General features: G+C 69.3%; 10 protein-coding genes. 6 read left to right on the forward strand and 4 right to left on the reverse strand.

Annotated elements, in window-relative coordinates; translation table 11 throughout:
* Nucleotides 1–86: 86 nt before the first annotated feature.
* The gene (locus ACWC2B_RS06055; RefSeq protein WP_450715213.1) at nt 87–323 is read left to right on the forward strand and encodes a chaplin; all 237 of its coding nucleotides are present in this window, start codon (nt 87–89) and stop codon (nt 321–323) included.
* Between the two features lie 143 nt (nt 324–466).
* On the opposite strand, the gene ACWC2B_RS06060 is transcribed toward ACWC2B_RS06055, so the two are convergent.
* Nucleotides 467–1252, reverse strand: coding sequence for a hypothetical protein (locus tag ACWC2B_RS06060; protein WP_450715214.1), 786 nt, complete (start codon nt 1250–1252; stop codon nt 467–469).
* Between the two features lie 232 nt (nt 1253–1484).
* On the opposite strand from ACWC2B_RS06060, the gene ACWC2B_RS06065 reads away from it, so the two are divergent.
* The 4 genes from ACWC2B_RS06065 (at nt 1485) to ACWC2B_RS06080 (ending at nt 4774) form a co-directional block, all read left to right on the forward strand.
* On the forward strand, nt 1485–2276 hold the full coding sequence (locus tag ACWC2B_RS06065; protein WP_450715215.1) for an ABC transporter ATP-binding protein: 792 nt from the start codon (nt 1485–1487) through the stop codon (nt 2274–2276).
* A gap of 75 nt (nt 2277–2351) precedes the next feature.
* Entirely contained in the window at nt 2352–2780 is a 429-nt protein-coding gene (locus ACWC2B_RS06070; protein ID WP_450715216.1) for an NfeD family protein, read from the forward strand.
* A gap of 79 nt (nt 2781–2859) precedes the next feature.
* Nucleotides 2860–3822, forward strand: a complete 963-nt coding sequence (locus ACWC2B_RS06075) for an SPFH domain-containing protein (RefSeq protein ID WP_450715217.1) — start codon at nt 2860–2862, stop codon at nt 3820–3822.
* 178 nt (nt 3823–4000) lie between these two features.
* On the forward strand, nt 4001–4774 hold the full coding sequence (locus tag ACWC2B_RS06080) for a sulfite exporter TauE/SafE family protein (protein ID WP_450715218.1): 774 nt from the start codon (nt 4001–4003) through the stop codon (nt 4772–4774).
* Between the two features lie 69 nt (nt 4775–4843).
* Here ACWC2B_RS06080 and ACWC2B_RS06085 read toward each other — a convergent pair whose 3' ends face one another.
* From ACWC2B_RS06085 to ACWC2B_RS06095, 3 genes are all read right to left on the reverse strand, one after another.
* Nucleotides 4844–5359 (reverse strand): HNH endonuclease, encoded by a 516-nt coding sequence (locus ACWC2B_RS06085; protein ID WP_450715219.1) that lies wholly within the window; start codon nt 5357–5359, stop codon nt 4844–4846.
* A 180-nt stretch (nt 5360–5539) separates the two neighbouring features.
* Nucleotides 5540–6076 (reverse strand): YbhB/YbcL family Raf kinase inhibitor-like protein, encoded by a 537-nt coding sequence (locus ACWC2B_RS06090; RefSeq protein WP_450715220.1) that lies wholly within the window; start codon nt 6074–6076, stop codon nt 5540–5542.
* Between the two features lie 68 nt (nt 6077–6144).
* Nucleotides 6145–6927 carry a sporulation protein gene (locus ACWC2B_RS06095; protein ID WP_450715221.1) on the reverse strand — a complete coding sequence of 261 codons (783 nt, stop codon included), beginning with the start codon at nt 6925–6927 and terminating at the stop codon, nt 6145–6147.
* A 95-nt stretch (nt 6928–7022) separates the two neighbouring features.
* On the opposite strand from ACWC2B_RS06095, the gene ACWC2B_RS06100 reads away from it, so the two are divergent.
* Nucleotides 7023–7664, forward strand: a complete 642-nt coding sequence (locus ACWC2B_RS06100) for a DNA-3-methyladenine glycosylase (protein WP_450715222.1) — start codon at nt 7023–7025, stop codon at nt 7662–7664.
* The last annotated feature ends 555 nt before the right edge of the window (nt 7665–8219 follow it).

Genomic DNA, 8219 nt, shown 5'->3' on the forward strand with positions numbered 1-8219 from the left:
ACATAGCGCATCCCCCTGGTGGTGGCGGCCGTTCTCCAGGCATGTCGCGGCGGTTGGCCGCGGCGAAGACCAGGAGGATCCAGAACATGAAGCTCAACAAGGCTCTCGCCGTCACCGTGCTCGCCGGCGGCGCCCTCGCCGCCGCGACCGGCGCCGCCTCCGCCGACGGGGTGGCCAACGGCAAGGCCGAGCACTCCCCGGGCATCGTCTCCGGCAACCTGGTGCAGGCCCCGGTGCACATCCCCGCGAACGTCGCGGGCAACACGCTCAACGTGGTCGGCCTGCTCAACCCGGCCTTCGGGAACGAGGCGTCCAACAGCTGACCGGCCTCGCGCCTGCGCAGTGACCTCCGGCCCCCGGGTTCACCCCGGGGGCCGGTCCGCTGCCGGAACGGCTTCATCCCGGGGACCGGCGTCCGTTGCCCGGCCCGCTTCAGCTGGGGGCGCGGTCCGCTGCCCGAACGGCTTCAGCCCCGTTCCCGCTCCTCCACATACGCGTTGTACGCCGCGACCCTGGCCCGCCGGGCCACCCGTTCCACCGGGCGCAGCAGCTCGCCCCGCGCCGCGATCTCCGAAGCGCTCACCGCGCCCCCGTGCCCGCTCTCGTACGCCAGCGCCACAAGGAGCCCGACCCGCCGGGCCAGCTCCAGCACCCGTACCGCGCGCGGCGGATAGCCCGGTGCGAGCACCTCCTCGTCGGGGCCCTCGGCCCGCGCCCGGTACGCGTCGATCGCCGCGGCCGCGGCCGGACCGGAGCCCGCCACATCGAGCCGGGTGAGCGCCGCGGTCGCCTCCCGCAGCGCCTCCGCGAGCTCGCGCTCGGCCTCCCCGAGCGAGGGCACGTCCGCGGGCGGCGCCTCGCGCACCGCCAGGCAGTGCCAGACGACCTCCGCGTGCACATCCCCCGCGGGCCCGGCCTCGTACAGCTCGGGGACGAGACCGTACGGCGCCCCGAAGCCCACCACGGCCTCCTCGGCCTCAAGGGCCCGCGTGTTGAACTCCGCGGGCCCGCTGAGCCCCAGCGGATGCCCCGCCGCCGGGAGCGCGACCCGCCAGCCGCTCACCCCGAGAGTGCGCAGCCGGCCGAGCGCCAACGTGAGCCCCACCGGCGCGGATTCGCCGGGCAGCCCTTCCACGCGGTGCACCGCATCGTCCCCGACGATCGCGAGCGCCGCGTCATCCGGCGAGACTTTTCCGGCCAACAGGGCATTTCCCCAAGCGACCAGCCGACCTGAACGTGGTTCCGAGAACATGGCTCCAGCCTAGGGAAGCCGCAGGGCCGGACCTAGGGCCTGCCTGGCAGATCTTGTCTGGCACGCGCACCACAAGGCCGGGGCACCTCGACGGCGACCAGATCCGCCGGACAGACCCTAGGGGCGGGATCACTTCGCCAGTGGCGTAGGTTTTCCCTGGGGACCGCGCCCACAGGCGCCCCCGGCAAGCACTCGCGAACTCAAGACGATGGCATGGGGAGACAACGCGCTCATGAGCGATGTACTGGAGCTGGTGGACGTATCCGTGGTCCGCGACGGACGCGCTCTGGTGGACGACGTCTCCTGGTCGGTCAAGGAAGGCGAGCGCTGGGTCATCCTCGGCCCCAACGGCGCCGGCAAGACCACCCTCCTCAACATCGCCTCCAGCTACCTCTTCCCGAGCAGCGGCACCGCCAAGATCCTCGGTGAACAGCTCGGCAAGGTGGACGTCTTCGAGCTGCGCCCGCGCATCGGCATGGCCGGCGTCGCCATGGCCGACAAGCTCCCCAAGCGCCAGACCGTCCTGCAGACCGTGCTCACCGCCGCGTACGGCATGACCGCCACCTGGCAGGAGGAGTACGACGCCGTCGACGAGGACCGCGCCCGCGCCTTCCTCGACCGGCTCGGCATGACGGAGTTCGTGGACCGCAAGTTCGGCACGCTCTCCGAGGGCGAGCGCAAGCGCACCCTGATCGCCCGCGCCATGATGACCGACCCCGAGCTCCTCCTCCTCGACGAGCCCGCCGCCGGCCTCGACCTCGGCGGCCGCGAGGACCTGGTCCGCCGCCTGGGCCGGCTCGCCCGCGACCCGTACGCGCCCTCGATGGTGATGGTCACCCACCACGTCGAGGAGATCGCCCCCGGCTTCACCCACGTCCTCATGATCCGCCAGGGCAAGGTCCTCGCCGCCGGACCCATGGAGACCGAGCTCACCTCCCGCAACCTCTCCCTCTGCTTCGGCCTCCCGCTGCTCGTCGAGCACCGCGGCGACCGCTACACCGCGACGGGCCTCCCGCTCGGCTAGGGGCGCCCGGCGAGTCGGGGCCCCTACACCTTTGCGCACTGTCGGTGAGGGGACGCCCCGACCTACCATGACCTTGTGGACATCGAGGCATGGGTTTGGTGGCTGATAGGCGCGGCAGCTCTGGGCATTCCCCTCGTTCTGACCGCCATGCCCGAGTTGGGCATGATGGCGGTCGGCGCGATCGCCGCCGCCATAGGTGCGGGCTTCGGCCTCGGCCCCGTCGCGCAGGTCCTCGTCTTCGTGGTCGTCTCGGTCGCCCTCGTCTCCGTCGTACGCCCCATCGCCGCCCGCCACCGCGCCCAGCACCCCCAACTCGCCACCGGCACCGAGGCGTTGAAGGGCCGTCAGGCCGTCGTCCTGGAACGGGTCGACGCCGACGGCGGCCGGATCAAACTGGCGGGCGAGGTCTGGTCGGCCCGCGCGCTCGACCAGGAGCGGGTGTTTGAGCCCGGCCATCAGGTCGACGTCGTCGAGATCGACGGAGCCACTGCCATCGTCATGTGAACCATGCCAGGATCATCGGGTCCGGTAACTACCAACGTTTCCAGGGCCATCCGAGAGCAAGAAGGGCACGGGGTACGCGATGCAACCGATCATCATCGTCCTGATCATTCTGGTGGTGCTGGTCTTCATCGCCCTGATCAAAACGATCCAGGTGATCCCGCAGGCCAGCGCCGCCATCGTGGAGCGCTTCGGCCGCTACACGAGGACGTTGAACGCGGGCCTGAACATCGTCGTGCCGTTCATCGACTCGATCCGCAACCGGATCGACCTCCGCGAACAGGTCGTCCCCTTCCCGCCCCAGCCGGTGATCACCCAGGACAACCTGGTCGTCAACATCGACACCGTCATCTACTACCAGGTGACCGACGCCCGGGCCGCCACCTACGAAGTCGCCAGTTACATCCAGGCGATCGAACAGCTCACCGTCACCACGCTCCGCAACATCATCGGCGGCATGGACCTGGAGCGGACCCTGACCTCCCGCGAGGAGATCAACGCGGCCCTGCGCGGCGTCCTCGACGAGGCCACCGGCAAGTGGGGCATCCGCGTCAACCGCGTCGAACTCAAGGCGATCGAGCCGCCCACCTCCATCCAGGACTCGATGGAGAAGCAGATGCGCGCCGACCGTGACAAGCGCGCCGCGATCCTCCAGGCCGAAGGTGTACGGCAGTCGGAGATCCTGCGCGCCGAGGGTGAGAAGCAGTCCGCGATCCTGCGCGCCGAAGGTGAGGCCAAGGCGGCCGCCCTGCGCGCCGAGGGCGAGGCACAGGCCATCCGTACGGTCTTCGAGTCCATCCACGCCGGCGACCCCGACCAGAAGCTGCTCTCCTACCAGTACCTCCAGATGCTCCCGAAGATCGCCGAGGGCGACGCCAACAAGCTCTGGATCGTGCCCAGCGAGATCGGCGACGCCCTCAAGGGCCTCTCCGGCGCCTTCGGCAACCTGGGCGGCGGCATGCCCGGCTTCAACACCGGCGGCAACAACGGAAGCAACAACGGCAACGGCGCGACCGAGCGCCGCGAAGAACCCCCCATGGACTGACCGTCCTCCATGGACCGCGCCTCCACGGGCTCACCCCTGGGCCGAACGCGGACTCGGCCCCTGAGATGAACGCGCCATGGATCAGGGGCAGTTGACTGCCCCGTACACCCTTCATGCATGATCAGTGCGGCCCCTCGACCTCCACGGCGGGGAGGCGACTCACTGAACGTGTAAGGAGATGGCCTTGTCCATCTGGGAAGCACTCGCGGTCTTCGCGGCCGGCATCGGCGCGGGCACCATCAACACGATCGTCGGCTCCGGCACGCTCCTCACCTTCCCCGTGCTCCTGGCGACCGGCCTGCCACCGATCACCGCGAACGTGTCGAACGCGCTCGGTCTGGTCCCCGGCTCCATCAGCGGGGCCATCGGCTACCGCCACGAACTGCGCGGCCAGACCCGGCGGGTGCTCCGCCTCGGCGGCACCGCCCTGCTCGGCGGCCTCGCCGGGGCGATTCTGCTGCTCGCCCTGCCGTCCTCGTCGTTCGACGCGATCGTCCCGGTCCTGGTCGGCGTGGCCCTCGTGCTCGTCCTGTTCCAGCCGCGCCTGGCCGCCGTCATCAAGCGCCGCCGCGAGGCCCGCGGCACCGAGGTCCACGCCGAAGGCGGCCCCGCCCTCCTCGCCGGCCTCTTCCTCGCCAGCATGTACGGCGGCTACTTCGGCGCCGCCCAGGGCGTTCTCTACCTCTCCCTGATGGGCCTGCTCCTGCACGACAGGCTGCAGCGCATCAACGCCGTCAAGAACATCCTGGGCGCCGTCGTCAACGGCATCGCGGCCGTGTTCTTCCTCTTCGTCGCCGAGTTCGACTGGACCGCCGTCCTGCTCATCGCCGTCGGCTCGACCATAGGAGGCCAGATCGGCGCCAAGGTCGGCCGCCGCCTCAAGCCCGCGGTGCTGCGCGGAGTGATCATCGCCGTCGGCGTCGTCGCGATCCTCCAACTGACCCTCAAGTAGCGGGCGTACGCACATGAAGAAGCCCGCCTCCCTTCCGAAGGCGGGCTTCCCGCAAGGCAGTTGGCCTCGTTACGCGGCCGGTACGGCGCCCGAAGCCAGCCACGCGGGCAGCTCCGAGCGGTCCCCGGCCGCCATCGCGAGCAGCATCGCATCGGCCGGCGACGGCACGAACGGCTGCCGGAGCAGCGGCATCCCCGCCTCCTCCGGCGTCCGGTCCGCCTTGCGGTGGTTGTCCTCGGCGCAGGACGCCACCGTGTTCAGCCAGCCGTCCCGGCCACCCTGCGCCCGCGGCACCACATGGTCCACGGTTGTCGCGCGCCGCCCGCAGTACGCGCACCGGTGCTGGTCCCTGATCAGCACCCCCCGCCTCGACCACGGAGCCTGTCTTCGGAACGGCACCCGTACGTATCTGCACAGCCTGATCACCCGCGGCACCGGTATGTCCATGGTGGCCGCACGCATCCGCAGACCGGGATGGGACTGCTCGACCACGGCCTTGTCCTGGAGCACCAGCACCACGGCACGGTTGAGCGTCACCGTCGACAGCGGCTCGAAGCTCGCGTTCAGTACCAGCGTGTCCCGCATCCTGCCCACCTCCGTAGTGCCGGCCCACTGACTGGCGGGCTGGGATCAACTCTGGCCGGGCTCGCCACGATGGACAACGCAATATCCGTGCCGGCGCGGGCGACGAACCCGGCCGACAACAGAAAAATGCCCTGCCCTGATCTCTCCAAGACCAGGGCAGGGCAAACGGAAAACGAACGATCAGCTCTGTGCGGGACCCGTGTACTCAGCGATGAGCTGCGCCCGCCCGAGTGTGTGGAACCGCAGGTTGAAACCGACCACGGCAGGCGAGGCATCCGCGTCCGGGCCCAGCTTCTCGCTGTCGACCGCGTACACGGTGAAGACGTAGCGGTGGGTCTCCCCGGCCGGGGGCGCCGCCCCGCCGAAGTCCTTCGACCCGTAGTCGTTGCGCACCTGTACGGCCCCGGCCGGCAGCCCCTCGAACTTCCCGCTGCCGGCCCCCGCGGGCAGCTCGGTCACGGTCGCCGGGATGTCGAACACCGACCAGTGCCAGAACCCGCTGCCCGTGGGCGCGTCCGGGTCGAAGCACGTCACCGCGAAGCTCTTCGTCCCCGCCGGAAAACCTTCCCACCGCAGCTGCGGCGAGGTGTTACCGGCCGCGTAGACCTGGGCATCCTTCAGCACGGCACCCGGCTCGACGTCCTCGCTCACCACGGTGAACGACGGCACCTCGGGGTGGAAGTCGTGGGGAAGCGGCGGCCTCTTGAGCTCGCTCACGTCGGCACCTCCTGATTCGACATCAACTGGCACATCAACTGGTACGTCCGAGCCTAGGGCGTCTCCCCCTAGAACCAGTTCCGCCGCCCGCCGACCTCGGCCAGCCACTGATTGAGGTACGCCGCCCAGTCGGTCCCCTGGAAGTCGTGGAGGCCGACCTGGAACGAGCGGTAGGAGTCGCTGCCCTCGCTGAACAGGCCCGGCTTCTTGTCCATCTCCAGGACCACGTCCATCGCGCGGTCATCCGCGACGAAAGACAGCTCCACCTGGTTCAGACCCCGGTACTGCGACGGCGGGTAGAACTCGATCTCCTGGTAGAAGGGCAGCCGCTGCCGAGTCCCGCGGATGTGCCCCTTCTCCATGTCCGCGCTCTTGAAGCGGAACCCCAGCTGGATGAACGCGTCGAGGATCGCCTGCTGGGCGGGCAGCGGATGCACCTGGATCGGGTCCAGATCGCCCGAGTCGAGCGCGCGGGCGATCTCCAGCTCGGTCGTCACGCCGATGTGCATGCCCCGCAACTGCTGGCCGGCGACGGCCGTGACTGGAGTCTCCCAGGGAATCTCAAGGCCGAACGGCACCACGTGCACGGCCCCCGCCTTCACCTCGAAGGCCCCGCCGAGCCGCACCTTGGTGAACTCGATGTCCTGCTTGTGCTCGTGCTCGCCGCCCTCGACCTCGACGCGGGCCTGCAGTCCGACGGAGAGTCCCTCGATCTGCTGGTCGACCGACCCGCCCTGGATCCGCACCTCACCCTGGACGACGCCGCCCGGCACCACATTGGTCTCGGTGAGCTCGGTCTCCACCGAAGCCCCGCCGGCCCCCAAACTCGCCAGCAGCCGCTTGAACCCCATGCCAGTCCTTCCCGTACGTCTTCTCGACCTCGACCCCTACGAACGCGCAACCGCAGTGTCCGGTTCCGCCCCGCCGTCCACTACCCTCGGACGCCATGATCGCGGGCACCGAACGTACGCCACTGGCAAGGGAATTCTTCGACCGGCCCGTCCTGGAGGTCGCTCCGGACCTCCTGGGCCGCACGCTCGTACGCCATACCGCGTCGGGCCCCCTCGAACTCCGCCTCACGGAGGTGGAGGCGTACGACGGCCCGAACGACCCGGGCTCCCACGCCTTCCGCGGCCGCACGCCCCGGAACGAGGTGATGTTCGGGCCGCCCGGGCACGCGTACGTCTACTTCACGTACGGCATGTGGCACTGCCTCAACCTGGTGTGCGGCCCGGAGGGGCGCGCGAGCGGCGTCCTGCTCAGGGCGGGGGAGATCCGGGTGGGCGCCGAACTGGCCCGCAAACGTCGAATCTCGGCCCGTCATGACCGAGAACTGGCCAAAGGCCCGGCCCGGCTGGCCACCGCACTGGACGTGGGACGCGCCCTGAACGGCACGGACGTCTGCGCAGGCCCGGAGGCTCCTCTCGCCGTACTGACGGGCACCCCTCCCACGCCCGACCAGGTACGCAGCGGACCGCGCACCGGAGTGGGCGGCGAGGGGGCCCCGCACCCGTGGCGCTTCTGGATCTCCGACGACCCCACGGTGAGCCCGTATCGGGCGCATCAGCCCCGCAAACGCCGAACTTGACTCGGCCTCAAGCGGCGCCTAACGTAGCCCGAGCCGCTTGAGACGGGCCCTGCTGTTCAGCATCCCCAGGCGGCCATCCACTACCTACGATCGAACCCCAACGGGTCTGAATTTCGGCATGCCGAAATTCGAACTCGAATGACTCGATTATGAACGGCCGGGGAAACCCGCTAAAGTAGTGGACGCGCCGAAAGGGAAACGCGAAAGCGAAGATCTCCAAGCGAACCCCAATTCGACGGGGAATCGGACACGAAAGAGTCTGATAGAGTCGGAACACGAAATACCGGAGGGAAGCGCCCGGAGGAAAGCCCGCGAGGGTGAGTACGAAGGAAGCGTCCGTTCCTTGAGAACTCAACAGCGTGCCAAAAGTCAACGCCAGATTGACAACCCCGTATCCGTTTCGGCGGATCGAGGTTCCTTTGAAAAGTCCATCCGCCCTGCTTTGTGGGTGTGGGTGGCGATGACACAGCGAGGACGCTGTGGACGACCGGCCTCATTCCGGTCTGGTCGTCCCGCTCTTACGTGTGTGTGCACCGGATATCCGGTAAACATTCA

The sequence above is a fragment of the Streptomyces sp. NPDC001415 genome (assembly GCF_053597395.1).